Genomic DNA, 26,485 nt, shown 5'->3' with positions numbered 1-26,485 from the left:
TTCAACCAGTGGTGTCCACGCCCGGTGCCGGCGTGGGGCCGAGCAGCACGAGCGTGTCGCCCTCCCCGGCCGTGACCGCCCGTGCCTCGGTCGTCGGCTCCAGGCGCCCGTCCGGCCGTACGACGAACAGCGTCTCGTACCCCGGCGGATACGGCGCCGACGCGGGCTGAACGTGGAAGCGGGCGCCGCGCCCATGGCGCTCCGCGAGGGTGTGGCGGACGAGTTGCCGGCCGAAGAGGATCTCTCCGGAGGTGTAGGGGGCGACCACGCCCCGGGTGGCCGGCGGTGGGCCCACCCGGTAGACCGGACCGTCGACGCTGTCCCGCAGGACCACCGCGACGAGCGCGTTGAAGTCGTCGTCGTCCGTGAGCAGGAAGACCGATGTGATCCCTTCCAGGCGGGCCTGCGGATCGGTGGCCACGGCCATGAGTTCCCCGGCTGTCTGCTCGATGCCCGCCGCCTCGATCCGGGCCCGTCCCTGGGTGGATCCCGCCCACATCAGCACGTCCAGGCCGGCGATGCGCAGTGCACGGGCGAGGTCCACGACCCACGGGTCGTCGCCCAGCAGCAACGGCCGGTATCGCGCGGTGCGTACGACGTCCAGCTTGGTGGCCACGGGCTTCGCGGTCAGTCCGTAGACGAGGACCGTCCCGACGATCACCAGAAAGGTGACCGGGAGGATCTTGTCCGCGTCGCGCAGACCCTCGCTGGTGAGGGCGGCGGAGAAGGTCGTGGCGGTGGAGGCGGCGACGATGCCGCGTGGGGCCATCCAGCCGATGAAGGCGCGTTCGGGGCCGGTGAAGTCCGTCCTGAGGGTGGACAGCAGCGCGATCACGGGTCTGATGACCAGGACGAGCGCCGCGACCAGCGCGAGGGTGGGAAGGAGCACCGGCTCGAGCGACTCGGGCGTCACCGACGCCGAGATGGAGACAAACAGCAGACCGATGATCAGCTGGACCAGCGTCTCGAAGAACGGCCGCCGCGCGGGCATGTCGAAGCCCGGCAGGTTAGCGGCGACGAGGCCGGTGACGATCGCGGCGATGAGCCCGGTGTCGTCGTGCACCGCGTCGCAGCCCGCGGCCACCACCACGACGACGGCGAGCTGGGCGAGCGTGCCGAGGGTCTCACCGAGGTGGAGGAGCCGGAGGGTGAACCACAGCAGCGCGGCCCCGACCACGCCGCCCGCCAGCCCGACGGCGATGCTGCCCAGGAACGAGCCCACCCGGAAGTGACCGGTCTGCAGGCCGCCGGAGACGATGGAATGGAAGACGACGGCGCCGAGGATGCCGCCGACGGCGTCGATGAGCGAGCCCTCCCACACCAGCACGCGCCGCACCTTGTCCGACGGCTTGACGTGTTCCAGCAGCGGACCGACGACGGTCGGCCCGGACACCACGAGGATCACCCCGATCATGGTGGCCACGGCCGCCGGAACGCTGAACAGCGCCGGTCCCAGGGCCAACACCGCCGCCCAGGTGAGCCCTACTTGGAACACCAGGAGCCGGATGACGGTGTTGCGGGTCGCGCCCTTGAGCAGGCGCATGTCCAGCCCCAGCCCGGCGTCGTAGAGGATGAGCGCCACCGACAGCGACACCAGCGCCGAGAAGTCCTCTCCGACGAGCTGGTCCGGGTGGACGATGTCGGTGAGGGCTCCCGCAGTGAACCCGGCCGGCAGGAGCACGATCAGGGCCGGGATCCGCAGTCGGCCGGCCAGGATCTGGGAGCCGACGGCGAGGGCCACGATCAGGGCGAACCCCAGCAGGATGTCGTCCTCGCTCACCGTGCCCTCACCCTTCGCCGCGGACCTCAGCCGTCGTCACCGGCACCGAGCCGCAGATCGGTGTCGGTGAGGCCCTCCAACTCCCCGTGGGTGTCCAGCCAGTAGAGAAGGACGACCGCGGGCATGACGAGCACGACGGCGACGAGGGTGACCACCCCCAGCCAGCGCAGCGTCGTGTCGGCGCCCGCGCCCTCCGCGATGGTCAGGGAGGTCGGGACGAGGTACGGCCGCTGTGCGAGGCCCCAGGCGACCACCGCGGACGCCACCACACCGACCGCGGTGACCCGGGACCAGGCGCCGGACGGACGGATCAGCAGCCAGGCGGTGGCCAGGGTGCTCACCGCCGCCACGATCACGAACACGAGTCCGGCACCGTGCGTGAGCCCGTGCCACACATGCTCTGCATCGCCGTGCGCGACGATCAGCGTCACCACGGACAGCACGGCGACGGCGGCCAGAGCGGCCAGCGCCCGCCGACGGAAGTAACCGTCCAGATCCGGCGCTTCGAAGCGCCGGGCGTCCGCGGCGAGGAACACCGCACCGAGCAGGGCGGTGGTCGCCACGGCGAGCACCCCGAACAGCAACGGGGTGGGGTGGGCCCAGGCGTGGTCCGAGGGCTTGGCGTCCGCCGTCACCCGGCCCGACGCCACACCACCGGCCGCGGCGCCGAGGAAGAACGGTGTAAGGAGCGAGGATACGGCGAACACCGCGCCGTACAGGCGCCGTCCGGCCAGCCGTTGGGCGGGCTTGCGCAGCGCGAACCCCGCGCCGCGCAGGACCGTGCCCACGACGGCCAGGGCGAGCGGCAGCCACATCGACTGGAACAACTGCTGGAAGAGGACGGGGAAACCCGTCCACATGATGACGAGTACGAAGATCAGCCAGACGTTGTTGACCTCCCAGACGGGCGCCATTGCATGGTCGATCAGCCACCGGGGCCGCTTGCCGCGCTCCGCTCCGCCGGCGATCAGGTCCCAGAAGCCGGCTCCGTAGTCGGTGCCGCCCGCGCAGGTGTAGGCGGTGATCGCGAGCAGCAGGACGACGGCGATGACATCGGCGATCACGACCGGCCCTCCGCGGACGAGGACGATCCGTCACTCCCGGACGGCGGCGAAGCGCCGGACGGGACAGCAGGACGCGGCCCGTAGGGGGTGTCCGTCTCGGGTGCCTCGGCCGTTGTCCGCTTCCCGGTTCCCGCCCTGTCCGCCTCGTCGGCGAGCCGCCAACGGGTGCGCATCCGCAGCAGGATCACGAGGAACGACCCGAAGATGAACGCGTACACGACGACGACCAGGCCGAACATGGTCCACAGCGTGCCGGACCGGGTCGAGGTGACCGCTTCGGCGACCCGCATGTTCTCGTAGACGATCCACGGCTGGCGGCCGACCTCGGTGGTGATCCAGCCGCATTCGACGGCGACGACGGAGGCCACGCCGGACACGGCGGCACACCGGTAGAACCAGGGCGAGGCGGGCAGTCGGCGGCGCCGCCACCAGATCAGGGCGTACCACAGGGCGAGCAGCGCGAGCAGGGAGCCGATGCCGACCATGGTGTCGAAGGCCCAGTGGGCGATGGTCGCCTGGGTGGGGTTCGGCCGCTGGTCGGCGGGGACGGAGGTCAGCCCGGTCACCCGGGTGTCCGGGCTGAAACCGGCGAGGATGGAGTCGAACTGCGGGATCTTGATGCCGCCGGAGATGCTCCCGTCCGGATGCAGACGGCCGAACAGGTACTCGGGGACGTGGGTGTCGGTCTTCCAGACGATCTCCATGGCGGCGAACTTCACCGGCTGCTTGTGGAAGACCTGCCGCGCGATGGAGTCGCCCAGCATGAACTGCACCGGCGTGAACACCGCGGCGACCGTGAACGGGATGGTGAAGCCGAGCCGGTGGTAGTGGTCCCGGCGCCCGCGGAGCCAGCCCACGGCGTAGACGCCGGCCACGACATAGCCGGCCGTCACGAGCATCGCCACGACGAAGTGCCAGTACTGCGGGCCGAACATCGGGGTGAAGATCGCCTTCCAGATGTTCACGTCGACGGGGTTGCCCGCCGAGTCGAGGCGAAAGCCACGCGGCGTGTTCATCCAGGAGTTGGCGGCCAGGATCCCGAAGGCGCCGAGCAGGGCCGTTGCGGGCAGCGGCAGCGCCAGCAGGAAGTGGGTCCGGGCGGGGAGGCGGCGCCAGCCGTACAGGTAGATCGCGATGAGCACGGCCTCCAGGAAGAAGGCCCACGCCTCGACGCCGAAGCCGATGCCGAAGACATCGCCCCACCTTCCCATCAGGCCCGGCCAGAGCAGCCCGAACTCGAACGACAGGACGGTGCCGGTGACCACCCCGATCGCGAACTGGACCGCCATCACCGCCGACCAGCGGCGGGCCAGCAGCAGGGCCGTACGGTCGCCGCGGCGCAGGCCGTAGCCGTGCAGGATGAGCGTGATCAGCGGCAGTGCCACACCCAGGGGCACCAGGATGATGTGGGACGCCAGAGTGAAGGCCATCAGGGACCTGGCCGGCAGCAGTTGCGCCGGCGCGTCCGCAAGCACGTGCAGAGTCGTGTGCACAGGGGTTTCCGTCCGGGGCCGTCGTGCGTGTGTGCTGTCAGCCGCCGGTGGCGAAACCGGGGAAGAGGGTCATCCCGCCGTCCACGTAGAGCGTCGCGCCCACCACGTAGTCCATGAGGTCGGAAGCGAGGCCCACGGCCGCGTGCGCGATGTCCTCCGGGTCGCCGACGCGGTCGTAGGGAATCAGCTTGAGGAGGTCGTCGCGGGCCGCCTGCGTCTCCCAGGCACTGCGATTGATGGGGGTCGCGATGGCACCCGGGGCGATCGCGTTGACGCGGATCTTCTTGGGCGCGAGTTCCTGCGCGAGTGTCTCCATCATCATCTGCACGCCGCCCTTGGACGAGGCGTAGTTGACGTGCCCGGCCCAGGGGATGACCTGATGCACGGAGCTCATGCAGATGATCTTGCCGGCCGCGCGCGACACCTCGGGGACGACGCCGCGCCGCAGGAACTCCTTGGTGGCCTCCCGGGCGCACAGGAACTGCCCTGTCAGGTTGACGTCGATGACCTTCTGCCACTGGGCGAGGGTCATCTCGGTGAACGCGGCGTCGCGCTGCAGGCCGGCGTTGGCGACCAGGATGTCGATCGTGCCGAACTCCTCGACCATCCGGTTCGTCATGGCGACGACCTGGTCCTCGTCGGAGACGTCCGCCTCGTAGGCTTCCGCCCGCACGCCGAAGGACTTGATCTCCTCGACGACCTTCTCGGCCTCGTCGCGGCCGGCTACGTAGTTCACCACCACATCGGCGCCGGCCCGGCCCATGGCCACGGCCGTCGCCTTGCCGATGCCGGAGTTCGCGCCGGTCACCAACGCCTTCTGGCCCTTGAGCAGGTGGGCGGGGATCACGTCGCGGGGCGCGCCCTCGGGGGAACTCACGATGACTGTCTCTCCATTGCGTGGCTGGGTCGCCCGGGCCGTGGCCCGGAGGTCAAGGGGTCACACAATCACCGGGGGCGCGCGGCGGCGCGTGGCACGAGCCGGTGTTGGGCCGACCGGCGGAGGAACTTCGCCCGCTCGAAGGCGAGTCGCCGGGGACCGCTCAACCCAGGCGTTCCAAGAGGTGATCGCCCACCCGCAGGGCGTTCGCCATGGCCGTCAGGGACGGGTTGACCGCGCCGATGCTCGGGAAGAAGCTCGTGTCGACCACATACAGGTTGTCGACGTCGTGCGCCTTGCAGTGGACGTCCAGGGCGGAGGACGCCGGATCGGTGCCGAACCGCACGGTGCCCGCCTGGTGCGCGGTCGCGCCGATGGGCATCCCCTTGTGCAGGTAGATGCTGTGCGACAGCAGGTGGTGCTCGTGCATGCCGAGGTGGCCGAGCAGGTGCTGGAGCTTGTGCTGCAGGCGCTTCAGTCCGGCCGTGTTCTTGTTCTCGTCGAGCGTCAGGCGGATGCGGCCGTCGCCCTCCAGCGTGACCCGGTTGTCCGGCAGCGGCAGGTCCTCCCCGCACAGCCAGAAGTCGACGGCGTGATGGGCCAGCACCTCGAAGGGCATGTCGGGCGCCACCGCCCCGGCCCAGCGCGGGGCCTCGCCGTGGATCTGCTCGGCGTCCGACTTGCCGAGCATCTGGATGCCGCCGAGCGGAAACTCCCAGTCGTCCGCGCCGAGGTACCAGTCGTGCAGTGCGAGCGTCTTCTGGAACTGGGTGTCGTTGGGTTCCTTCGACACGGCCATCAGGGCGAGGTTGTTGTGCCGCATGTAGTGGCGGCCGATCACGTCGGAGCTGTTCGCCAGCCCGCCCGGGTGCCGGTCGTTCGCCGAAGCGAGCAGCAACGCGGCCGAGTTGACCGCTCCGCACGCCACGACCACGATGTCCGCCTCGAAGCGGGCCTCCTGCCCGTCCGCGAGCGTGGCGACGACCGCGGAGACGCTGCGGCCCGTCGGGTCGGTGTCGAGGCGCGTGACGTGGGCGTTGGTGATCATCTCGACGTTCGGCTGCCGCAAGGCCGGTTCCACGCAGACCACTTGGGCGTCGGACTTGCCCCGGACCAGACAGGGGAACCCGTCGACCCGGTTGCAGCGGATGCAGGCGCTGAAGTGGGTCGCCCCGCCGTTCGCGTCCTGGGTGAGGTCGACGCCGATGGGCAGATGGAAGGGATGCAGGCCCTGCTTCTCCAGGTCGTCGCTCAACTGCTGGATGCGCGGCTCGTGTTCGACCGGAGGATGGGCGTACTGCTCGCTGTACGGGCCCTCCCAGGGGTCCTCGCCGTGCCGGCCGTGCACGCGGTAGAGGTGTTCCGCCTGGGTGTAGTACGGCTCCAGGTCCTCGTACCGGATCGGCCAGGCGGGGGAGAGGCCGTCGTGGTGGCGCAGTTCCCCGAAGTCCTCGGGCCGCAGCCGGAACAGGGCCGCGCCGTAGAACTTGGTATTGCCGCCGACGTAGTAATTGACCTCGGGCGGGAACTCGTTGCCGTGCTTGTCGAGCCAGAACTCTGGGGCCCGGTACTTGCCCTTGACGAACACGGCCGTGGAGTCCCAGTTGTCGCGCTCGCGCGGCAGGTAGTCACCGCGTTCCAGGACCAGGACCCGTTTGCCCGAGGGAGCCAGCCGGTGGGCGAGCGTTCCCCCGCCGGCTCCGGTGCCGATGATGATGACGTCGTACTGGGGGGAGTCGCCCATGACGACCACCGTCCTTGGCTGGGGTGGTCTCCCGCCGCTGCGGTGACCCGGACACGTCTGGGGGCCCACTTCGAACGTATACGGAGGCCGCCGGTGCGGCATCCGCAAGGGAGCCCGCCTCGGCAAGGGTGCCCTTGCCGGCGCTCACAGAACGGCGATCGGGTTCACCGGCGATCCGGTGGCCGAGGGAAGCCGCAGCGGGGCGACCACGCACAGGAACCGCGAGCGGGCCGACCCGGCGCAGACCTCCGCAAGCTCCTCTAGGTCCAGCCAGTCCAGCAGGTGCAGTCCCATGGCGTTCACGGCCAGGACGTGCACGGGGTAGTCGACCCCGGTCACCGCGCTCGGTCCGGCGTCGTTGTTGCCGTCCGATCCGAGTACGGCCACGCCCCGCTCGGCCGGGAAGCGCATCGCCTCCGGATGCAGTCCGGCCCGGGCCTCGGCCGGGTCCCAGGCGCCGAGGCTGCGTCGCCGACTGCGATGCCCCACGCGCACGAACAGCAGGTCGCCCGGTCCGACCGTGACCCCCTGCGCGGCCTCGGCGGCCTCGAGGTCCTCGGCGCTCACCTGCTCGCCGGGTTCCAGCCACGGGACGCCCCGCAGCCGGGGGATGTCCAGCAGCACACCCCGTCCGACGATGCCCTCCCGCACCAGGTCCAGCGTCAGCGCGCCGGCGTGGTCCGGCGTCACCGTGCTCGCCGGGACGCCGCCGTAGAGCCGGCCGTCGAACATCACGTGACAGAGCGCGTCGAGGTGGCTGTCGGCGTCGCCGTGCACGTTCATGGCGAACCGGTCGCGGGCGAAGTGCAGCCCCGGGGCGGTGGTCTCCTTCTTGTCCGTCGGCGCGATCATCCGGTGGGACGCGGGCTGCCGATTGTCCGGCCCCGGCTCGGTCTCGATGGGCGCGGCCAGCGAGACGGTACGCCCGGTACGGACCTCGCCGACGGCGGCGACGACCCGCTCGGGCGTGAGCCGGCCGAGCGCCCCGCGGTCACCACAGGTGCCGCCCGCCTGCTCACGCAACCGGCGGTACAGGGCCCGGAAGGCCGCCTCGGACATGCGCTCCGGCGCCGATGCCTTCGGACGCGAACTCATCACGACGGCGAGCCCGGCCCGGCCGGGTTCCGCTGCGCGGCGAGCTGGACGAGCACTACGAGCAATGCGAGCGCGGTGCGCTTCCGGCGATCGGCCATGTGAGCTCCTTGTCCGCAGGGCTCTGGCTTCCACTGTCGACCGGGCAGGGCGGCCACGCATGTTGGCGCGTCGCGGTTGCGGGGCATCCCGGGGCCCGCTGCGGTGTCCCCGGCCCACCACGACGGGGAGCCTCGGCCCGTCCCAGCCGAACACAACCGCGACAGTGCCGCATGCCCCTACCTGGCCACAGCTCCCAGTCGAGTCAGGCGCCCTCGGCCCGTTCCGCCGCCGTCCCGGCGCCCCGGTCAGACGGGTGCCCGTCCGGTGGACCGGAGCTCGGGCCGACCGTGGCCCCGCCCGGTACCGGGGCCGGCTTGCCCAGCGGTGGCACGGGACGGCCCGGGGGGAGGAGTTGGGCGGTCACGAAGCTCACCACCGCCGCGAGGAGCACCACGGGAGTCATCGCTCCGCTGCCCATGAGCAGCACGACCAGCACCGCGCTGCTCACCGGTAGCCGCAGCGCCGCCGCGGCCGAGGCCGCCATGCCCGCCGCCAGGCCGGGCACGACTCCCAACCCCGGCAGGGGTGCCAGCAGGACGCCGAACGCAGCCCCCAGAAACAGCGCGGGGAAGATGGGACCGCCGCGCAGACTGCCCAGGCACAGCCCGTACGCGGCCCCCTTGCACAGCAGCACGGCGATCAGTGCACCGACACCCCAGGAGTGGGGGTCCTCGGCCAGCTTGGCCAGCGTGGCCTGGCCGGAGGACGCCACGTCCACCGGCGTCCGGTCGACGGCCAGCGTGTAGACCGTCGCGCACGCCCCGGCGGCAAGGGCGCAGGCCACCGTATGGACGACGGGCCTCTTGGAGACGAACACCGCGGCCAGGCGCCCGGTGTCCAGCATCAGGTGCACGGCGATTCCGATCGCGACGGCCATCGGAATCGCCCAGAGCACGTCCCCGGCGTCGAGGCGCGGCGTGGGCACCCCCAGCGTGAGCGTCAGGTTGCCGATGGACAGGCCGGTCCAGCGGCCGAATCCGGTGAAGACCAGCGAGCCGATCCCGCTGGACAGCAGCGCCGGCAGCATGACGGCGAACAGCCGCGGCCCGCCCACTCCGGCCACCTCGATCAGGATCACTGCTCCCACCAGCGGGTTGCCGAAGATCGCCGGAAGCGCCGCAGCGGCGCCGGCCGCTCCGAGAAGTGCCGCGCTCTGCGTCGTCACCGGGGCACGTGCCAGTTGCCCGAAGAGCAGGGCAAGGCCGCCGCCGAGCGCGATCAGCGGCGCTTCGGGGCCGAGGGTGGCGCCCAGCGGCAGGCTGGCCACGGCCGCCAGGATGACCCCCGGCAGGGAGACCGGAGGCAGCCCCGCGGCATGCAGACCGCCGGCGGGAACGTGACCGCCGGCTCCCGGCAGATACCGGACCACGAGGCCGACGGCGACGCCGGCGAGCGTCAGCAACGGCAGCGGCCACCACCACGGAGGGGTGTCCCAGCCCAGCCCCGAGGGCAGGTCGGCCCACATCAGGTGCTCGAGCTCGTGCAGGGCGGCCAGAAACCAGAACGCGGCAAGGGAGACCGGGATACCGATCAGCGCTGAGAAGACGAGCGTCTTCTGATACGCCGGGCTGCGCAGCAGCTCACGCAGCCGGTCGGCCTCTTCCGGCTGCGTACCGGTGGCGGGCGCAGCCGAAGACCCCGGCTCAGGCACGACCCCGTTCCCCCCGCGTCAACCGAGGACCTGGCGCTTCTGGGCCGCGAATTCCTCTTCGGTGAGCACGCCCTGGTCCTTGAGGTCGCCGAGCTGCTTCAGCTGGTCGATCTTGCTGGTCATCTCGTCGGCGGTCGACGGCGGTGCGGCGGGCGCGGCGGGTGTCGGAGGCGCGACGCCCTGCTGGTAGGCGACTTGTCGTTCGGCGTCCTGCTGGGCCCACCGGCCCGCCTGCCGCCGTGAGACGCGGTTCGACACGGCTGTGGCCGTCCCCGCGACGACGGCGGTGCGGGCGACGCCGCGAAGGAGTCCTGGCATGTCAGTCATCTCCCCTGTGATCCGTGGATGGAGTGGCACCGGACGGAGTAGCGCCCGGGTGGAGTCGCGCTGGGTGGCGTGGCACCCAGGTGACGACAGCCTCGGTCCCCTAGGGCGCCGCCGTCGCCTCGGCGGCCGCCAGCGACGCCAGCAGCGCGTCCACGGGGATACGCCCGCCGGCCACCACCTCGGCCCCGCCGCGCCGCAGCGCACGCGCCAGGGGCGCGGCCCAGACGTTCTCGTACACGACGACGGCGGCGGAGTTGCCGGCCTCCAGCGCCGCACCGGCGTCGTCCAGGTCGCCCTGGTCCAGCAGTCCCGAGGAGGCTCCCTCGAACACCGTCAGGTCGACCTCGTCCCCGACGTTGCGGAGTTCCAGCCCTTCGACCGAACCGTCGGTGCCCTTGTGGATGAAGACGAGGTCGAGGATGCGGATGATGCCGCCCTCGACCAGGTCGACGAGCAGGGGCAGCCCCTCACCCGTCATACGGCTGCCGGGGAACTCGACGATCAGGTAGTCGACGGGCCCCATGTCCCCGATGTCCTGGTTCATGGCCACTCCTCAGAGGTGGGTACGGGCCCGGTCACACATCGTCGGGCATCGCTCGCCCGCGGCGCAGCCGGAGGGTCGGGCCCCTCCAGCCATTGCAGCACTCGGCCGGGCGCCCTGCATGTCCACGGGACGACCGGGCCCCCGGCTCGACCGGATCCGCCGCCGACGTCAGGTCTTGACGCTCACTGTCTCGTCGGGCATCCGCGTCGTCTGCCCGCCCGGCCCGCGTCCGGCGAAGTGCATGGCGATGCAGGCCCCCAGATACAGCGCGGCGACCACCAGCAGCAGCGCCTGATAGCCCGTCATCAGGGCCAGGTACTCGAGCGCGCCCCCGGTCAGCGCGCCCAGCAGGTTCGCGCCGAACGCCGAGGTCGGGTCGGAGGCCTGCGCGAGGCGGTCCGAGAAGATGAGGTTGGCGCAGAAGATGGGCGCGAAGGCCAGGGCGATGGCCGCGGCCAGCCGGCCCACGGTGGGCAGGGAGAGCACGGCCTGCGGCGGGACGAGGAAGGCCACCGCGAGGGAGCCGAAGAGCATCAGCTGCAGCACCAGCAGGTTGACCCGCCGCAATCTGCGCCGCACCTCGACAGCGGCCAGCACGGAGAGCAGAACTCCGAAGAAGACCAGGGCGTTGACCAGCCAGGTCGTACCGAAGTAGAGCGCGAAGCCGATCACGTTCTTCGTTTCGAGCAGCATGAAGGCCGCGCCCAGCAGGAACATGTCGGCGTAGCGGAACGTGCTTCGGATGCGGACCCCGGCCAGGCGTACCGCCAGCAGCGTCACCAGCAGGATCGCGCCCAGCGCGCCCAGATAGATCGTGGGGATGGTCCGGTGCAGCAGGTACGGGAACGGGTGGTCGTCGGTCGCGGCCGCCGGGACCGGGCCGCTGGGCTGCCAGGTCTGCTTGCAGGACTGGTCGGCGGGGGTCATTCCGGCCACCAGCACGGCCGCGTTCCGTTTGAACGTCGTCATGCAGGGGGCGTGGCCGTAGAGGTCGTCGAGGTCACCGGCGAAGCGGTCGACCAACCAGCTCTTGCGATAGTAGTTGTACATCGCGAACGCGCCGTCCGGCGTCAGGTGATCGCGGGCGGCCTCGAACGCCTGCCGGGTGAAGAGGTAGCTCTCCAGCCGCAGGTTGCTCGCGCCCGACACCAGCGTCAGGGAGTCCGGGAGCGCCAGGATGATGAGGTCGTACTTGGCGTTGGTCCGCTCCAGGAAGGCCCGCCCGTCGTCGATGTAGACGTGCACCCTGGGGTCGTCGTACGGCCTGGCGGGGTGCAGCTGCGCGCCGATCTCCTGCAGGCGGGGGTCGATCTCGACCGCGTCCACGCGCTGTGCTCCGTGCGCCAGCGCGACGGCGACGTCGTTGCCGTTGCCGGCTCCGATGATCAGCACGCGCTTGTGCGGGTTGCGGGGTGTCTGGTCGTACGCCTGCCGATAGGGCGAGTTCTCCCGCATCAGTACCGGGAGCGGCGCGGTGCTCTGGTGCGGAACGCCGTTGGCGGAGATGTAGTACGTCCGCGTGGTGGTCGGTGAGGACTTCAGCTCGATCTTGTAGTACGGCGACCAGGAGATGCCGGCCGTGGCCGTCTCCACGAACAGCGTGGCGACCATCGCCGCGAGCGGGACGCCGTAGACGAGGGTGTTGCGGCGGCCGCCGAGGATCAGCAGGGCCACGGTGGCGAGTACGCCCCACACCACCGAGGGGGCGCGCAGCCAGGACAGTACGGCGAAGGAGACCGAACCGGCGATGCTGCCGAGCAGGTCGTAGCGGTAGGCGTCGAGGGAGGGGAGCTGGCGGAAGAGGTCGGCGGTGATCTTGCCGATCCCGGCCATGATCACCGCGGTCAGCAGGAAGATGGCCGGCAATGTCACCCACTGGGGGAGGCCGGTGGTCTTCACGGCGGTGAAGTAGATGACCTCACTGCTGCTCTGACGGACCTGGACCGGATACGTGCTTACGAGGATGACGAGCAGTGCCAGGGGGATCGGGGTCCAGCGTTTGAGCCACTGTCCGCGCGCCGCGGGGATCAGGAAGCCGATGCCGATGCCGAGGAACGATCCCAGCAGGATGAAGTTCGAGAAGTAACTGAGATGGACGACGTTGGCGCCTGCCCATCTGATCAGCGCCAGCTCTACGAAAAGCATGGTGGTGCTGGCGAGTACCAGCCTCCAGCGCACCGAACTTACCTTTTGTCCGGAATCGGTCAGCTTCATGCCGGATTACGGTGCCATTTCCGGGTCGACGAGTCGAGATGCCTTGCCGGTGGGAGCCCCGAACGTGGAGCAGGGGCACGGCGAGAAGCCGGACGTCAGACGTGCGCGAGGAGGCGTTCCAGCGGCCGGGGCACACGAGCGAGGTCCAGGTGCGCGACCAGCGACTGCGCGTAGAGCGCCTTGCGACCGCTGTGCGTGCCCATGAAGCGCCGCAGTTGGTGCTCGACGGGCCGTTCCCGCTGGGCCGGCTGGTTCCGGAAGGTCTGGAAGGGGCGCGACTCGCCCTCGGCCTCGATCACCTCCCGCACGTTCTCGGCGCCGAGAGCGCGGATCAGCTCGTCCTCCAGGTCGGCGACGCACATGTGGAACCCGAGTGCCTCCAGCCCGGCGTGGGTGAGACCGGACCCGAGTCCGACCCGCTCCAGATGGCGCCGGAAATGCCGTTCCTCACCGATGTCGCAGAGACCGGCCAGCGGGAGGCCCAGCCCCGGCGGACCGCACACGTCCAGAAAGTGCCCGATATTCGTCGCGCCTCCCAGCGGCACCACCGCGATGCCCTCCGTACCGAGGTCACGGCCGTGCCGCGTGGCCAGCGCTTCGAGCGCGACCTGATCGCTGCTTCCCTCGACGAGCACGATCGTCCGCACCTGGCCGCCGGCCAGCTCCCGCGCCGTCGCGGCGGCCGTGCCTGCCCCCGCTCCGCCGGCCGCCCAAGCGACCACCGCGCGGCGCCATCGCGTCAACTCGTCCACGAGACCTCGCTTCCCCGAAGCCATCGTGACACGCCGGAGATCCTGTACGCGCGGACGTTTTTCCGTGGACACGTGGGCGCGTGGACGCGTGGGGCACGTAAATCCGTCGCGCCCCGCACGCGTGAGCCGTTAGCCTCCGGCTGAGACGCAGTGAGATGCGTTTCCTCGAAGGGGGCCCGGCATGGACATCGGTGGCGTGCGGACCGACCGATTCGGCTTGCTGCTCGACCAGTTCGACCGCGCCAGGGAGATGGCCGAGGTGCGGCTCACGGGACTCGGCGACGAGGAGTACCTGTGGGAGCCGGCACCCGGCAGCTGGTCGATCCGGCGCCGGGCCGAGGCGACGACGCCGAGAGCCTTCGGGCCGGGTGAGTGGCTGCTGGACCAAGGCGCCCCGGACATCCCCTCCAACGAGTACGCCGAGATCGGCCGGCAGGCAGCCGGCGGCATGTCCGTGGCGAAGATCGCCGAGGACTGGAGCGTGAGCGTCGAACGCGTCGAGCAGATCCTCGCCCACACCGGCCCGACCGAACCGGACGAGACACCGATCACCACGATCGCCTGGCGACTGGGCCATCTGCACTACCAGTTCGCGGGCCAGTGGGAGTGGACCTTCGGCGAACGGCGTCAGGACCCCAAGCTGATGGTCGACTTCAGCCCGTCCGCCGCCCTGACGCTCAACCGGTTCTGGGTGGTGATCGACCGCTGGCGCGAGAGCGTCGGCGCCATGACGGACGAGCAACTCGACACGCTCGGCTTCTCCCAGTACCCCTACGGCTCCGACCCCGACGAGCCGTTCATCTCCGCCCTGTGGGGTGCCAACCTCGAGTTGATCCACCACATGGCCGAGATCGCCCTCCTGCGAGACCTGTGGCGGGCTCGCCGTACGTGATCAGCGTCCCGTAGTCTCCCCCGTTCAGAGCAACGGGGATGCGGTACCACAGGCGGGGGGACGGGGCGACATGACGTATCGGCGTGCGGTGATACCGGCGTTGGTCGGAGGGGTGCTGCTGGCGGCGCTGCTCTGGTGGGCGGGGGCGAGTGCGCACGCGCTGGACCTGCCGGGTGCCGATGGCGTGCTGGGTGGGCAGACCGCCGCCGGACTCGAACAGTGGCTCACTCCCTGGTCGTACGATCCTCCGGCATCGCTTCAGCCCGGCGACCGCTACCGCGAGTTGTACGCCACCGCGCTGCAGATCCGCTTCTGCGCGGTCTTCGCCTTCTTCGTGCTCGGGGCGCTGCTCCTGGTCCGCCGGCTGCCGCCGGTGCGGGGACGGATGACGGCCGCGTTCCTTGCGCTGTGGGGCTGGGGTCTGGTGGCCGGGACCCTCGCGGTGACCGTCTCGGCGCCGTGGCTGATCGCCGCGTGGGGGCACGGCAGTTACCGTTTCCTGCCGCAGCTGGCGAGTGTGAGCTCCTCCGGGCGGCAGATCCTGGTCGTGACGGCGCTGGTCGCGGCGGCGGGCACGGTGCTCACCGCGCGGGTCACCGACAAGGGGACCGGGCCGCCGGCGCCGGAGGCCGTTCCGGCGGGTGCCGCCCGCCTGGCCGCCACTGTTGGGACCGCGGTGATCGCGGTGTCCCTGGTGGTGCTGTCGTACCAGCCGGTCGCCGCCGCCATCCAGACGGCCGCCACAGGCGGTGGGCTGCTCTCCGAACCGGGTGACCTGCTGCGCCAGTGGCTGCTGCTGGGCGCCTGGGCAGGCCCCACTGGGGCGGCTCTCGGCGACTGGCTCGTGGTCCGCCTCGGCGACGTGCTGTTGCTCGCCGTGGTGTGGTGGGCGCTTCGGCGGTTGCCGGCACTGCTCACCCGGGCCACGGTCCCGGCGATGGCGGTGGGCGCGGTCTGCGCGACCGTCCTGGGGCTGCTCGCGAGCCAGATGCTGCGGATGGCCACCGACAGGACGGGCATGGGCTACGGGCCGCTGCAACTGTTCGCCGGCCTGGGCGGTGGCGTCCCGGCCGCCCTGACCTTCGGCCTGGCGGCGGGAGCCGCGGCGGCCGTGACTCTGAGGCCGGCCGCGGCGAGGCGCGTCGACGAGACGGCCGAGACCACGGTCTCCGTGTAGGCCGGCGCCACCGTCGACGCCGGCGCCCGCAAGGGGAGTTGACGACCCGCCGAGTGGCGCCGGTGCCTCTCCCACCTCCCGGACCGGTCTGCGCCAAGCCCCAACTCATTGACAGGTCCATACCAGAGCGCGATTCTGAGAGCGCTCTCAGAATCGTCCTGATCGACCGGAGCCGAACGGAGACAGAGCATGCTGCGCACACTCAAACGCAGAGCCTCGGCCGTGGGGTTGACCATCGCCACGGTCCTCGCCGGAGGGCTGCTCACGGCAGGCGCGCAGTCGCCGGCCCAGGCCGCCGTTCCGGCGACGATCCCCCTGAAGATCACCAACAACTCCGCCCGCGGCGAGCAGGTGTACATCTACAACCTCGGCACCGAACTGTCGACCGGACGGCAGGGCTGGGCCGACGCGGGCGGCACCTTCCACCCCTGGCCCGCGGGCGGCAACCCGCCGACCCCCGCACCCGACGCCGCGATACCGGGACCGGCGGCGGGCCGGTCGACGACCATCCGAATGCCGAAGTTCTCCGGCCGCGTGTACTTCTCCTACGGCCAGAAACTGGTGTTCAAGCTCACCACCGGAGGCCTGGTCCAGCCCGCCGTACAGAACCCGACGGACCCCAACCGGAACATCCTGTTCAACTGGTCCGAATACACACTCAACGACTCCGGCCTGTGGATCAACAGCACGCAGGTCGACATGTTCTCCGCGCCGTACGCCGTCGGAGTCCAGCGCGCCGACGGCAGCACGGCAAACACCGGCCGGCTCAAGTCCGGCGGATACAACGCCTTCTTCAACGCCCTCAGATCACAGCCCGGAGGCTGGGCCAACCTCATCCAGACCCGACCCGACGGGACCGTGCTGCGCGCCTTGTCGCCGCTGTACGGGCTGGAAACCGGAGCCCTCCCGGCCGCCGTCATGAGTGACTACATCAATCGCGTCTGGCAGAAATACTCCTCCACGACGCTGACGGTCACGCCCTTCGCCAACCAGCCCAACACCAAGTACTACGGCCGGGTCTCCGGCGGCGTCATGAACTTCACCAACACCGCCGGCGCCGTCGTCACCAGCTTCCAGAAGCCGGACGCCTCCTCCGTCTTCGGCTGTCACCGGCTCCTCGACGCGCCGAACGACCAGGTGCGCGGCCCGATCTCGCGCACGCTGTGCGCCGGGTTCAACCGCTCCACGCTGCTGGTCAACCCCAACCAGCCCGACTCCGACGCCGGCGCCTTCTACAAGGACGGCGTCACCAACCACTACGCCCGTCACATCCACGCGCAGATGGCCGACGGCAAGGCGTACGCCTTCGCCTTCGACGACGTCGGCCACCACGAGTCGCTCGTGCACGACGGCGATCCGCGCCAGGCCTACCTCACCCTCGAACCCTTCAACTGACAGCCCGTCACAGATGGGTCCGACAGCCACCGGCACCATGAGCCGATCGCGGTGCCGGTGGATTCTGTGCCCGCGGGGCGTCGCCACCGTGCGGAGGCGTCGGGCTGCGGTTCGTACCGGGTCGGCCGACAATGGGCAGTGGATCACATGTCCGGCCCGCCCAAGGCGCCGCGGCGGCGTCGGCCCGAGAGGAACGTGCTCATGCGCGCTGAGTCTTCGCCGGCCGCGCGGACGGGGGCGTTCATCGCGGTGGCGGTCGCCCTGTTCTGCATCCAGCTCGACTTCTTCGCCCTGAACCTGGCCGTCCCCGGGATCGCCGACGAATTCGGTGCCACTGCCTCGGCCGCCCAGTGGACGCTGTCCGCGTACATGCTCTCCATCGGCTGCTGCTTCATCGTGGGCGGCCGAGTGGGCGACGTCTTCGGCCGCAGGGGCGCCCTGCTCGGCGGGACCGCGCTGTTCGCGGCCGGGTCGGTCGGCTGTGCGCTCGCGCCGGGGCTCTGGGCGCTCGTCGGGGCACGGATCGTGCAGGGCATCGGCGCGGGCTTCGTCTTCCCGGTGTCGGTCTCCGTGATCACCAACGCCTTCCCGGACGCGATCCGGGCCAGGGCGCTCGGGGCGGTGTTCGGGATCGCCAACGTGGGCACGGCCCTGGGACCGTTCGTCGGCGGCGGCTTCACCGAAGGGCCCGGCTGGCGCTGGATCTTCTGGCTCCTCGTGCCACTGAGCGTGCTCGCGCTGATCGTGGCGTACCTGTACGTCTCCGACTCACGGGACCCGACGGCCCCACGCCAGCTCGACCTGACCGGCTGCCTGACCGTCGTGTGCGCCCTGGCGGCGCTCACGCTGGCCGTGGAGCGGGGCAGCGCCTGGGGCTGGGACCACGCCCGCACGCTCACCCTGCTGGTCATCGCCGCCGTCGCGGGCGCCCTGTTCGTACGGCGGGAGCAACGCGCCCGGCATCCGCTCATCGATCTGCGGCTCTTTCGTAACACGCCCTACGTCCTGGTGACCGGCACGGGGACCGTCACCAACATGGGCTACGCCGTCACCGTCTTCGTCTCGACGCTGTACCTCCAGCAGGTGCGGGGGCTGTCCCCGCTCGTCGCGGGCGTGGTGTTCCTGGCACCCGCCGTGCTCGTGGCGCTCAGCGGGCCGCTCGGCGCCAGACTGTCCCTGCACATGCAGCCGACGGTGGTGATGGCGCTTGCCGGGGCGGTCGCCGGGTCGGGCATGATCGTGCTCAGCCTCGTCACGGCCTGGTGGCTATACGTTCCGGTGTTCGCCTGGTGCGGACTCGGCCTCGGTCTCGGCTGGACCTTCGCCAGTGTCGCCACCCAGCAGGTGGTGGCGCCCGAACGGGCCGGTGAGGCCTCGGGCGTGCTGCTGACGTTCCTGGTCACGCTGGGCGGCGTGGCGCTGGCGGGTGCCGCGGCCGCGATCACGGCCATGACGCCGGAGCGGTCGGCGGAGGCCGCCTACGACACGATCCTGCGCTTCGGAGGCGCGGTGATCCTCGCGGCTTCCGTGGTCGTCATGGCCGTACGCCACCGGCTCGTGGTCCTCGGCAGTGTCCCGCCGCTAGGTTCGCGGGCGCCACGTGGCGGGCGCCTGCCGTGAAGGGCGGGGCCGAGCGGACGCAGATCCTGCACCGGTCGGTGCGGGTGACTGCCGCTGCCGCTGCCGGCTTCTACAGCTTCGTGTACGGGCTCGACGAACCGGTGCTGGCGCTGTACGCCCTGTTCGCGCCGATCTCGCTGGGCCTGCTGTCCCCGATCCCCGGGTCCGGGCGGCAGCGCGCCGAAGTGATGCTGAAGGCGCTGCCCGTGGGTTTGCTCCTGGTCACGCTGGGGACCGTGCTGGCGGTGAAGACCTGGGCGGCGGTGCTCGGGATGCTCGTCGTGGGCTTCTTCCTCGCCTTCGCGGCGATCGCGGGCCCGCGCCCGGCAGGTGCGGCGCCGGGACTCCAGCTCTTCTACATCCTGGCCTGCTTCCCGCCGTACGAACCCGAGACGCTGGGGCTGCGGCTGGCGGGGCTCAGCTTCGGAGTGCTGGCGTTGGTGCTGTGCGAGCTGTTCCTGCTCCCACAGCCGCCGGATCCGCCCTACCGGACGACCCTCGCCGCGGCCCTTGCGACGGCGGGCGACACCATCGCGGGGCGAAGCAGCCTCTCCCCAGAGGCACTGCGGGAAACAGGCGCGCGGCTGCGACTTTCGAGCCTCCCGCCCGCGGAGCGCCCCGCGGGCCCCGGCCGTGTGCCCCGCGGTCTCGCCCAGGCGGGGTCCGCGACCCGCCGGCTGCTCGAACAACTGGCCCATCTCACCGAGACCGGCGAACTGCGCGAACTCGTCCGGGAAGGCGCCGGGGTCGGCGTGCGCGTGGGCCGTGCCGACACGCCGTCCGGGTCGCTGCTGCCCCAGGTGGCGTCCCTGTGCGACGAGACCGACGCCGCCCTGCGCACGGGCCGGCCAGCCCCCGGCCCGCAGCGGATGGACAAGGCCATCGACGACTTCCAGCAGTTGCGCGTCCGGCAGGCGACGGGACCCGCCGCCGACGTGCCGCCGGTGCCGGTGCTGCGCCGGCAGGCGGCGCTGCTGGCCGTCGCCGAGTCGACGCGCATCCTGGAGATCTCCGTACGGGTCGGCCTCGACGGGCGACGCACCCCGCCGATCCGGCCACGGGAACTCTTCTGGTACACGCATGCTGCGGCGCCCCAGCTGTGGGCGCGCCGGTTCACCGGCAACATGACGCTGCGCTCGGTGCAGTTCCAGAACGCCGTACGGATCGCCCTGGCGCTCGCCGCCGCTCGGCTCGTCGCCGGTTCGCTCGATCTGACCCACGGCTTCTGGGTGCTGCTGGCGGTGCTGACGCTGAGCCGGACCACCGTAGGGGCGACGTGGGCGGCCATCCGGCAGGCCGTCACCGGCAACCTCGTGGGCGCCGTCGCGGCGGGCGCCCTGCTCATCGGGCTCGACCGGCACACCGAGGCGTACGCCGCGATTCTCGCGCCGGCCATGCTCATCGCCTTCGCGCTCGGGCCGCTGCTCGGCATCGCCTGGGCGCAGGGCCTGTTCACGCTGGTGGTGGCCACCGCGTTCGCCCAGATCGCCCCGGTCTCCTGGCGGCTGGCCGAGGCACGGATCGTGGACGTGGTGACCGGCAGCGCCATCGGGCTCCTGTGCGCGATGCTCGCCTGGCCGGCCGGCGCCCGCACCGAGGTGCGCAGAACCATGGCGGAGCTGCTGCGGGAGTGCGGCCCGCTGATCAAGGGCACCGTCGACATGCTGACCGCCGTACCACCCGGATCTGCGCCGGCCCCGCCGACGCTCCCCGCCCTGCACCGGCTGCGCCTCGCAGAGTCCGCCTACGCCCAGTTCCGCAGCGAGCCCGGAGTCGACTCGCCCGCGCGCGCCGACTGGCATGCCGTGCTCATCACGGCCAACCACATCCTGCTCGGCGCCCAGTGGCTGGCCCGCTTCGACCTGCCCGCGAGCTCGCTGCCTCCGGACACCGCCGACCGGGCACGGGCAGGCGCCCGCGCGCTGGCTCAGGTCACCGACCGGCTCGCCGCCCTGTGCACCGCCGACCGTCCGCCACCGGTCGGGACACGGCCGCCGGCCTCGGAACCGACAGGGCCGCCACTGCCCGTGCTGGTCGACCTCGACACGTGGCTGCGCAGCCTCACCGTCCAGCTCGCCCGGATCGAGGCGGGACTGCTCGAGGCGCTGCGCCGGCCGGCCCGCGGCACGACGGCCGTCCGTGGAAGCCACGGAAGTTAGGGGGCGCGCCGTGTCCAGCACGAACCTCCGCTCCGAACTCCGGCCGCCCTCCGCGCGAGGGTGGGTGTGGTGGCTGCCGTTGGCCGCGGTGCTCGTCGACGTGGCGGCCGAACTCATCGTCCGGGGGCGCGAACCGGTGAGCTTCATGCTCATCGCCGTACCGCCGCTGGCCGCCGCGACCCGCGGCCCGCGGGGCACCGCCATGTCGGCGGTGGTGTGCCTGGGCCTCCAGATGTGGATGGCCGCCCGGCGTCCCGGCCACTTCGACGAGCAGCATCATGTCGCGATGTACCTCGCCACGGCCCTCATCGGCATCGCCAGCATTGCGCTGGCCTGGCAGCGGGAGCGCACCCGGCAGCATCTGATCCGGGCCAACTCGGTCGCCGAGGCCATGCAGCGCACCCTGCTGCGTCCCGTACCACGCAGGCTCGGCCCGGTACGCGCCGCCGGGTTCTACGAGGCGGGGGAAGGCGGCACGCTCGTCGGCGGGGATCTGTACGACGTGTGCGAGACGCCCTTCGGAGTCCGCGCGATCATCGGCGACGTCCGCGGCAAGGGCCTGGACGCGGTCCAGACGGTCGCGGCGGTGCTGGGCAGCTTCCGGGTCTCGGCCCACGAATGGCAGAACCTGAGCAGCCTGGCCGAGCGCCTGGAGCTCAGCATCGCCCGCAACAGCCCGGCCGGCGGCGACGGCGACCCCGAGCTGTTCGTGACCGCACTGGTGCTGGAGTTCCCGCCGGAGGGCGGCGAGGTGCGGATCGTGGACCGCGGCCATCCCCCGCCCGTCGTGGTCGGCCCGCAGGGCGCCCGACGGCTGCTCACGGCGCCCGGTCTGCCCCTGGGCCTGGGCGCGATGGCGCCGGGCGCGGTCGATACGACCGTCCACCTGCTCGGGCCCTTGGAGGTGCTCGTCCTGCACACGGACGGCGTGAGTGAGGCGCGCAATGCGGACGGTGTCTTCTATCCGGTTCAGGAGCGGCTCGGTGAACGCTTCTCGGGCCGGCGCGCCATCGACCCGGAGACGGTCGTGTCGTTCGTACGCACCGACGCCGAGCGCTGGTCGACGCAGTCGGACAACGACGACCGGGCGGTCCTCGGCCTCGCCCTGACGCCCGACGGGATCAAACCAAGCCGCCGTGCTGGAAGTTGACTGTTCACCAGTTCTGAACATCAAGTACAACTTTGCTGTTTCTTGGTGTAGCTCCGCCGTGGATTGCGTGAGCCTCGTGGGCACCACGCGGTGACTGCAGACCCCTCCGTAACACGGTGCAGCGGCCTCGTCACCATCCCCCCACGCACGGTGGAAAGGCAACAACGATGATGATCAACCGCGCTCTGCGGTACGGCGGCCGCACGCTGGCGCTGACAGCGACCGCCCTCGGGACGATCGCGGCGGCCGTGCCCGCTGCCGCAGACGAACAGCCCACGGCGGAGCAGATCCTGGCCGACTGCGCTTCCGGCGAAGGCAAGTGCAGCTTCAACTCCCCCGAGATCGGCGAGGCCTACCTCGGCAAGCCCCGTCAGGTCTCCGAACTGCTCTACAACTGCACCGCCTCGCCCGCCGCCCAGACGATGTCGTGGGCCGACACCGTGGGCTCCTCCCACTCGGTGGGCGGCTCGGTCACCGTTGGCGGCGGCATCGAGGGCATCATCACCGCCAGTGTCACCGCGACGTACAACTACACGTGGCAGAGCTCGCGCACGGAGACGAGCTCCTTCACGGTGAACGTGCAGCCGGGGGAGGTGGGTTGGATCTCCCGCGCCCAGGTGATGCAGCAGATATCCGGCACCTGGCAGACCCACTACGACGACCCCAAGTGGGGCCACTACTACTGGTTCGTGCCCGACGTGATCACCGGCCCCGCCCCGAACGGCACGGACGGCAAGCACAACGCGGTCGTGGTCGAGTCCCGCAAGATGACGGCCGACGAGAAGAAGCTCTGCTCCAACGGCTCCACCAAGAACGAGGTCTTCACCCGCAACAGCTGAACCGGGCCACCACCGCAAGGCGGACGAGCCGGCCGGAAGACCGGTCGGCTCACCCCCGGGACGCGTCGCCCTCGATGCCTCTGCCCGAGGGCGCCGCGAGGGTGGCCGGGGACGCGAGCAGGGCACGGAGGTCGATGACCCGGTACCCACGGTCGGAGACCGCGTCGAGGATCCGTGGCAGGGCTCCGGCATCGATCACTTCGGTGCGGCCCTGCGACGCGCCCACGTGCATCTGCAGGATCGCGCCCGGGCGCAGGGCGTCCAGCGCTCTGCGCACCGCGTGGTCGACGGTCATGCCGCCCTCGGAGCCCATCCACCCGTTGGTGTCGGTGGTGAACTCGATGTCCGCGAACCCCAGCCCGTTGACTTCCCTGATCTGGGCAGGGCTGGTCTCGCTGTAGGGAAACCGGAAGAACGGGGTCAACGCCTTGCCCGCCCCGGCCGCACGCAGGGACCGGTCCGCTGCCTGCACTTCGCGACGCCTTCCTTCCGCCGACAGGTCCGCGAAGTACGGGTGGCTGTAGGAGTGGTTGCCCAGCCCGTGCCCCGCAGCGGCGACCCTCTTCACCACCTCGGGGTGTCGATCAGCGAAGTCACCGGTCAGGAAGAACGTGGCCGGCGCGTGCCGCCGCTCGAGGTCACCGAGGATGCCGGTCAAGCCGGCATCGTTCCAGGCCGCGTTGAACGTCACGGCGATCACCCGCTCGTCCGTACGGATCACACGGTTCTCCGATCCGAACAGTGCCCGCAGGCCTTCCTGGTCCGCGGCCGCCACCGGACGAGGCGGGGCGGCCCTGGCCGCCAAGGCCTGCGGGCCGGGCACCACGGCCCCCCAGAGAACGGCGAACAGCGCGGCGGCCACCGCGATCGGCCGACGGCGCACGCGAGGGTGCGCGACGGCGAGGGAACGAGTCTCCATGCCACCGGCATCGGCCCCCCGGTGCCCTTCCTTGAGCGTGATCGTGTGCGGCGGGCACACCGTCTCTGATCGGCAACGTTGGTTTGTCGTGCGACTGCCGCGGCACTCGGACAGCCACATGGATGGTGTCCTGCGGGGTGATCATCGCTGTGTGCGGTGCGTCGGCCAGACGCATGGGGACCTGGCCCGGCAGTCGGGCGGAGCATAGGGCGGTCGATGACGACGATCGGCGTTGAAGAGGAGTACCTGCTGCTCGACCCGGCCACGGCTTTGCCGGTGCCGCAGGGGGCCGAGGTGCGGGAGGCGGCGGGGCTGGGGCGTCTCGCGGCCGACCGGGAGGTGCAGCACGAGCTGCTCCAGGCGCAGGTCGAGGTGGCCACCCCGGTGTGCGACACGCTGGACGAGGCCGGGGGGCACCTGTTGCGTCTGAGGCAGGCGGTTGCGGTGGCCGCCGAGGAACATGGCTGCCGGCTCGCGGCCTGTGGGACATCGCCCCTGCGACGCGCTAGCCCGGTGGCCGTCACCGACGAGGCCCGCTACCGGGCCATGGTCACGCAGGCGCCGCAGCTGGTGGCGGAGCAGCTGGTCAACGGCATGCACGTGCATGTGGCCGTGCCCGGCCGCGAAGAGGGCGTCCAGGTGCTGAACCGGATCAGGGCATGGCTGCCGACACTGACTGCCATGTCGTCGAACTCCCCCCTGTGGGACGGGCAGGACACCGGGTTCGCGAGCTGGCGCACGGTGATCTTCAGCCGTTGGCCGGTCAGCGGCCTGCCCCCGTGCTTCGAGGACGCCGCGGACTACAACCGGCGCGTGGAGCGACTGCAGGACGCCGGTTTGATCGTCGACTCCGGCCAGGTGTACTGGCAGGCCCGACTCTCACCCCGCTTCCCCACCATCGAGGTGCGGTGCTCGGACGTTCAGCTGACCGCGGACGAGGCCGTCATGCTCGCCGGGATCATCCGGGCCCTGGTGAAGACCGCCCTGAGGGAAGCCGCCGCCGGCGCGCCCGCGCTCACCCACGAACCCGAACTTCTCCGGGCCGCGATGTGGCATGCAGCCCGCCACGGTCTCAGTGACACCCTGATCGGCCTCGGCGGCACGCTGCAGCCTGCCTCGGCGGTGCTGCAGCAGCTCCTGAGTCACATCTCTCCCGCACTCGACGCGTCCGGCGACACCCGGCTGGTCACGGCACTGGTACGTCGGCTCCTGCGTGACGGGACCGGCGCCGACCGTCAGCGCACCGCCCTCGCCGACGGCGGCATCGAGGCGGTCACCGATCTGATCGGCGTCCGGAGCACTGTGCCGTGACCGCATTGGATTTTCCCTTGTAGACGTACGGCTCCTGGGTACCCGCCGCACACCGTGAAAGGAGGATCAAGCATGAGCACAGTCAAGGAAACCGTGGAAGTCGGGGTTCCCGTCGGCACCGCCTACAACCAGTGGACGCAGTTCCAGGAGTTCCCGAAGTTCATGGAGGGCGTCGAGGAGGTCCGGCAGCTCGACGACAGCCACAACCACTGGACGACCAAGATCGGTGGGGTACGGCGGGAGTTCGACACCGAGATCGTCGACCAGCTCCCTGACGAGCGGATCACCTGGCGCACCGTCAGCGGCGACACCCATCAGAAGGGCACGGTCCGCTTCCAGCGCGTGGACGACACCCACACCCGGGTGGAGCTCGTGATGGACGTCGAACCGAGCGGAGCCGCGGAGAAGGCAGCGGACATGACGGGGACCATCGATCGCCGCATCAAGGGCGACATGCGCCGCTTCAAGGACTACATCGAGCACCGCGGGATCGAGTCCGGCAGCTGGCGCGGCCGCATCACCCCCGGATGAGCCCGAACGCCCCGATGGATCCCGGGAGCCCGACGGGCATCAGGACCCGGGACCATCCGGGGTGGGGAGGACCGGGCGGTGCCACCGGATTCGAACAACTCCACTCCGGTGATGCATCGCCGGCCCTCGGCACGCTGAACCGCCCGGTCGTGCCGGGCGGCAGCGTGACCCTCACCGTCGATGTGGCACCGGGGGTTGTTCAACTCTCCTGCTGACGGCGCACCATCTCGCCGATCCAGATGGGCGCGAAAGGAGAGGTGCAGTTCGGGGGAGTCGGGTAGTCCTTCAGCACTTCCAGGCGCTCGCCGATGTCGATGGCGCGGGCGCGGTGCTCGGCGTGCTGAATCCCGATCTGAGCCAGACAGTGGTTCATCGCCCACTGCAGACGATCCGGGGCGTCCTTCATCTCCGCCTCGATGGCATCGAGCAGCCCCGCGAGGTCGAGACCTTCGGGCTTCTTCGCCACCCGCTCGGTGGTCAGCGCCCAGCCGGCACTGGCGACCACCGGATCCGGATCCGTGAACCAGGCGAGCCGCAGTTCCTCGGAGTGCGGGTTCTTCTTGACCACGTAGTTCACGAGCCAGTCGTGCACCTTGGGGGCACGTGCCTCGCGGAGCATGGTGTCCAGCTCGTCCCGCTCGAATGCCTTCGGCCGGCAGATCAACAAGGCGAGGAGCCGCGCCGCGGTGTCGTCCGTCTGCCAGAGGTCGCGCGCAAGATCCTGCTGCGTCTTGAGCTGCTTCGCGAGCGCGCGCAGCTTGCCGAGGTTCACACCGTGATCGTCGCCGCGCTTCTCATTCGCCGCGCGCATCTTCGGGTCCTCTAGCACGGCCAACTCGGCCATGACCTGCG

22 protein-coding genes are annotated in these 26,485 nt (G+C 70.9%); 9 read left to right on the top strand and 13 right to left on the bottom strand.

The window, feature by feature from the left end:
• Position 1: 1 nt before the first annotated feature.
• From ACZ7M7_RS16315 to ACZ7M7_RS16265, 11 genes are all read right to left on the bottom strand, one after another.
• Positions 2–1,780, bottom strand: a complete 1,779-nt coding sequence (locus ACZ7M7_RS16315) for a cation:proton antiporter (protein ID WP_472117043.1) — start codon at positions 1,778–1,780, stop codon at positions 2–4.
• A gap of 26 nt (positions 1,781–1,806) precedes the next feature.
• Positions 1,807–2,844 (bottom strand): cytochrome d ubiquinol oxidase subunit II, encoded by a 1,038-nt coding sequence (locus tag ACZ7M7_RS16310; protein ID WP_472117040.1) that lies wholly within the window; start codon positions 2,842–2,844, stop codon positions 1,807–1,809.
• Positions 2,841–4,274 carry a cytochrome ubiquinol oxidase subunit I gene (locus ACZ7M7_RS16305; protein ID WP_472117993.1) on the bottom strand — a complete coding sequence of 478 codons (1,434 nt, stop codon included), beginning with the start codon at positions 4,272–4,274 and terminating at the stop codon, positions 2,841–2,843. Before ACZ7M7_RS16305 ends, ACZ7M7_RS16310 begins: the two co-directional genes overlap by 4 nt.
• Before the next feature lie 100 nt (positions 4,275–4,374).
• Positions 4,375–5,214: an SDR family oxidoreductase gene (locus ACZ7M7_RS16300; RefSeq protein ID WP_383627706.1), complete on the bottom strand. Its 840-nt coding sequence runs from the start codon at positions 5,212–5,214 to the stop codon at positions 4,375–4,377.
• Positions 5,215–5,377: 163 nt separating this feature from the next.
• Positions 5,378–6,958, bottom strand: a complete 1,581-nt coding sequence (locus tag ACZ7M7_RS16295; protein ID WP_472117037.1) for a GMC oxidoreductase — start codon at positions 6,956–6,958, stop codon at positions 5,378–5,380.
• A 144-nt stretch (positions 6,959–7,102) separates the two neighbouring features.
• Positions 7,103–8,017, bottom strand: a complete 915-nt coding sequence (locus ACZ7M7_RS16290) for a cyclase family protein (RefSeq protein ID WP_472117034.1) — start codon at positions 8,015–8,017, stop codon at positions 7,103–7,105.
• A gap of 337 nt (positions 8,018–8,354) precedes the next feature.
• Complete coding sequence (locus tag ACZ7M7_RS16285; protein WP_472117031.1) at positions 8,355–9,803, bottom strand: chloride channel protein; 1,449 nt, start codon at positions 9,801–9,803, stop codon at positions 8,355–8,357.
• Positions 9,804–9,821: 18 nt separating this feature from the next.
• Positions 9,822–10,121 carry an SHOCT domain-containing protein gene (locus ACZ7M7_RS16280; RefSeq protein ID WP_383627712.1) on the bottom strand — a complete coding sequence of 100 codons (300 nt, stop codon included), beginning with the start codon at positions 10,119–10,121 and terminating at the stop codon, positions 9,822–9,824.
• 109 nt (positions 10,122–10,230) lie between these two features.
• Positions 10,231–10,674, bottom strand: a complete 444-nt coding sequence (locus tag ACZ7M7_RS16275) for a DUF6325 family protein (protein WP_472117029.1) — start codon at positions 10,672–10,674, stop codon at positions 10,231–10,233.
• 168 nt (positions 10,675–10,842) lie between these two features.
• Complete coding sequence (locus ACZ7M7_RS16270) at positions 10,843–12,852, bottom strand: spermine/spermidine synthase domain-containing protein (protein WP_472117026.1); 2,010 nt, start codon at positions 12,850–12,852, stop codon at positions 10,843–10,845.
• A 131-nt stretch (positions 12,853–12,983) separates the two neighbouring features.
• Entirely contained in the window at positions 12,984–13,640 is a 657-nt protein-coding gene (locus tag ACZ7M7_RS16265) for a TOPRIM nucleotidyl transferase/hydrolase domain-containing protein (protein WP_472117023.1), read from the bottom strand.
• A 181-nt stretch (positions 13,641–13,821) separates the two neighbouring features.
• Between ACZ7M7_RS16265 and ACZ7M7_RS16260 the strand changes: the two genes are divergently transcribed.
• The 7 genes from ACZ7M7_RS16260 to ACZ7M7_RS16230 all read left to right on the top strand — a co-directional run bounded on the left by ACZ7M7_RS16260 (position 13,822) and on the right by ACZ7M7_RS16230 (position 22,872).
• Positions 13,822–14,532 (top strand): DinB family protein, encoded by a 711-nt coding sequence (locus tag ACZ7M7_RS16260; RefSeq protein ID WP_383602216.1) that lies wholly within the window; start codon positions 13,822–13,824, stop codon positions 14,530–14,532.
• A gap of 70 nt (positions 14,533–14,602) precedes the next feature.
• Positions 14,603–15,709 (top strand): hypothetical protein, encoded by a 1,107-nt coding sequence (locus ACZ7M7_RS16255; RefSeq protein ID WP_472117020.1) that lies wholly within the window; start codon positions 14,603–14,605, stop codon positions 15,707–15,709.
• A 189-nt stretch (positions 15,710–15,898) separates the two neighbouring features.
• Entirely contained in the window at positions 15,899–17,104 is a 1,206-nt protein-coding gene (locus tag ACZ7M7_RS16250) for a glycoside hydrolase family 64 protein (RefSeq protein ID WP_472117017.1), read from the top strand.
• A gap of 201 nt (positions 17,105–17,305) precedes the next feature.
• The gene (locus tag ACZ7M7_RS16245; protein WP_472117014.1) at positions 17,306–18,724 is read left to right on the top strand and encodes an MFS transporter; all 1,419 of its coding nucleotides are present in this window, start codon (positions 17,306–17,308) and stop codon (positions 18,722–18,724) included.
• Positions 18,721–20,883, top strand: a complete 2,163-nt coding sequence (locus ACZ7M7_RS16240) for an FUSC family protein (protein ID WP_472117011.1) — start codon at positions 18,721–18,723, stop codon at positions 20,881–20,883. Before ACZ7M7_RS16245 ends, ACZ7M7_RS16240 begins: the two co-directional genes overlap by 4 nt.
• A 10-nt stretch (positions 20,884–20,893) precedes the next feature.
• Positions 20,894–22,033 (top strand): PP2C family protein-serine/threonine phosphatase, encoded by a 1,140-nt coding sequence (locus ACZ7M7_RS16235; protein WP_472117008.1) that lies wholly within the window; start codon positions 20,894–20,896, stop codon positions 22,031–22,033.
• A 167-nt stretch (positions 22,034–22,200) separates the two neighbouring features.
• A complete protein-coding gene (locus ACZ7M7_RS16230) occupies positions 22,201–22,872 on the top strand; it encodes a hypothetical protein (RefSeq protein WP_472117005.1) in 672 nt (223 codons plus the stop codon).
• A gap of 49 nt (positions 22,873–22,921) precedes the next feature.
• On the opposite strand, the gene ACZ7M7_RS16225 is transcribed toward ACZ7M7_RS16230, so the two are convergent.
• The gene (locus ACZ7M7_RS16225; protein WP_472117002.1) at positions 22,922–23,791 is read right to left on the bottom strand and encodes a polysaccharide deacetylase family protein; all 870 of its coding nucleotides are present in this window, start codon (positions 23,789–23,791) and stop codon (positions 22,922–22,924) included.
• Between the two features lie 216 nt (positions 23,792–24,007).
• Here ACZ7M7_RS16225 and ACZ7M7_RS16220 point away from each other — a divergent pair, with 216 nt between their 5' ends.
• Together ACZ7M7_RS16220 and ACZ7M7_RS16215 are read left to right on the top strand one after the other, a co-directional pair.
• Positions 24,008–25,102 (top strand): carboxylate-amine ligase, encoded by a 1,095-nt coding sequence (locus ACZ7M7_RS16220; protein WP_472116999.1) that lies wholly within the window; start codon positions 24,008–24,010, stop codon positions 25,100–25,102.
• A 72-nt stretch (positions 25,103–25,174) separates the two neighbouring features.
• Positions 25,175–25,633, top strand: coding sequence for an SRPBCC family protein (locus ACZ7M7_RS16215; RefSeq protein ID WP_383627726.1), 459 nt, complete (start codon positions 25,175–25,177; stop codon positions 25,631–25,633).
• Between the two features lie 199 nt (positions 25,634–25,832).
• Here ACZ7M7_RS16215 and ACZ7M7_RS16210 read toward each other — a convergent pair whose 3' ends face one another.
• The gene (locus ACZ7M7_RS16210; protein WP_383602477.1) at positions 25,833–26,477 is read right to left on the bottom strand and encodes a DNA alkylation repair protein; all 645 of its coding nucleotides are present in this window, start codon (positions 26,475–26,477) and stop codon (positions 25,833–25,835) included.
• Positions 26,478–26,485 lie beyond the last annotated feature (8 nt).

Source organism: Streptomyces sp. NPDC111606 (assembly GCF_055656945.1).
This window is presented reverse-complemented; position numbering and strand designations above follow the sequence as displayed.

Excerpts from the sequence above, each read along its gene's own strand:
- ACZ7M7_RS16230 (WP_472117005.1), top strand. The coding sequence starts at position 22,201 with ATGATGATCAACCGCGCTCTGCGGTACGGCGGCCGCACGCTGGCGCTG.
- ACZ7M7_RS16225 (WP_472117002.1), bottom strand. The coding sequence starts at position 23,791 with ATGGAGACTCGTTCCCTCGCCGTCGCGCACCCTCGCGTGCGCCGTCGG.
- ACZ7M7_RS16245 (WP_472117014.1), top strand. The coding sequence starts at position 17,306 with ATGCGCGCTGAGTCTTCGCCGGCCGCGCGGACGGGGGCGTTCATCGCG.
- ACZ7M7_RS16215 (WP_383627726.1), top strand. The coding sequence starts at position 25,175 with ATGAGCACAGTCAAGGAAACCGTGGAAGTCGGGGTTCCCGTCGGCACC.
- ACZ7M7_RS16255 (WP_472117020.1), top strand. The coding sequence starts at position 14,603 with ATGACGTATCGGCGTGCGGTGATACCGGCGTTGGTCGGAGGGGTGCTG.
- ACZ7M7_RS16250 (WP_472117017.1), top strand. The coding sequence starts at position 15,899 with ATGCTGCGCACACTCAAACGCAGAGCCTCGGCCGTGGGGTTGACCATC.
- ACZ7M7_RS16260 (WP_383602216.1), top strand. The coding sequence starts at position 13,822 with ATGGACATCGGTGGCGTGCGGACCGACCGATTCGGCTTGCTGCTCGAC.
- ACZ7M7_RS16210 (WP_383602477.1), bottom strand. The coding sequence starts at position 26,477 with ATGGCCGAGTTGGCCGTGCTAGAGGACCCGAAGATGCGCGCGGCGAAT.
- ACZ7M7_RS16280 (WP_383627712.1), bottom strand. The coding sequence starts at position 10,121 with ATGCCAGGACTCCTTCGCGGCGTCGCCCGCACCGCCGTCGTCGCGGGG.
- ACZ7M7_RS16275 (WP_472117029.1), bottom strand. The coding sequence starts at position 10,674 with ATGAACCAGGACATCGGGGACATGGGGCCCGTCGACTACCTGATCGTC.
- ACZ7M7_RS16220 (WP_472116999.1), top strand. The coding sequence starts at position 24,008 with ATGACGACGATCGGCGTTGAAGAGGAGTACCTGCTGCTCGACCCGGCC.
- ACZ7M7_RS16295 (WP_472117037.1), bottom strand. The coding sequence starts at position 6,958 with ATGGGCGACTCCCCCCAGTACGACGTCATCATCATCGGCACCGGAGCC.
- ACZ7M7_RS16290 (WP_472117034.1), bottom strand. The coding sequence starts at position 8,017 with ATGTCCGAGGCGGCCTTCCGGGCCCTGTACCGCCGGTTGCGTGAGCAG.
- ACZ7M7_RS16305 (WP_472117993.1), bottom strand. The coding sequence starts at position 4,274 with ATGGCCTTCACTCTGGCGTCCCACATCATCCTGGTGCCCCTGGGTGTG.